This window comes from Microbacterium sp. H6, assembly GCF_003314775.1.
In the GTDB taxonomy this organism is placed as follows: domain Bacteria; phylum Actinomycetota; class Actinomycetes; order Actinomycetales; family Microbacteriaceae; genus Microbacterium; species Microbacterium oxydans.
In genome coordinates this window covers 17021-17572 of sequence record NZ_QOAY01000159.1, presented here as the reverse complement: position 1 = coordinate 17572, position 552 = coordinate 17021, and the positions used below count along the sequence as shown (strand labels likewise).

Annotated in this window: 1 protein-coding gene; it reads left to right on the top strand. The window is 69.9% G+C overall.

Features of this window, described 5'->3' with window-relative positions:
* Window positions 1–552, top strand: a 552-nt coding sequence (locus DSP71_RS23520; RefSeq protein ID WP_258546362.1) for a prephenate dehydrogenase/arogenate dehydrogenase family protein, incomplete at both ends; no start/stop codon positions are given.

Sequence of the window (552 nt, the reverse complement as noted above, 5' to 3'; positions counted from 1 at the left end):
GACGACGCCCCCTCTCTCGTGGTGGTCGCCGTTCCGCCCGATGTCACGGCAGACGTGATCCAGGCCGAGCTCGAGCGGTTCCCGCAGGCGGTGGTCACCGATGTCGCCAGTGTGAAGCTCGAGCCGTTCCGCACTCTTCAGACGCGCGGCGTGGACCTCGCCCGCTACATCGGCTCGCATCCCCTCGCCGGCCGTGAGCGCGGTGGGGCGATCTCTGCTCGCGCTGACCTCTTCATCGGACGCCCCTGGGTCGTGTGCCGAGACGCGGAGACGAAAGCTTCCGATCTCGCGCTCGTCGAGGCCCTCGCCCTCGATGTGGGAGCGACGCCGCTCGAGATGACCCCGGAGGAGCACGACCGTTCTGTCGCGCTGATCTCGCATGTGCCGCAGGTGGTGGCGAGTCTGCTCGCCGGTCGCCTCGCAGAGGCCGAGGAAGGGGCGCTCCGTCTCGCGGGCCAGGGCGTCCGCGACACGACGCGCATCGCTGCGTCGGCACCGGAACTCTGGGTGCAGATCCTCGGGGCGAACGCCGAACCGGTGGTCGAGATCCTC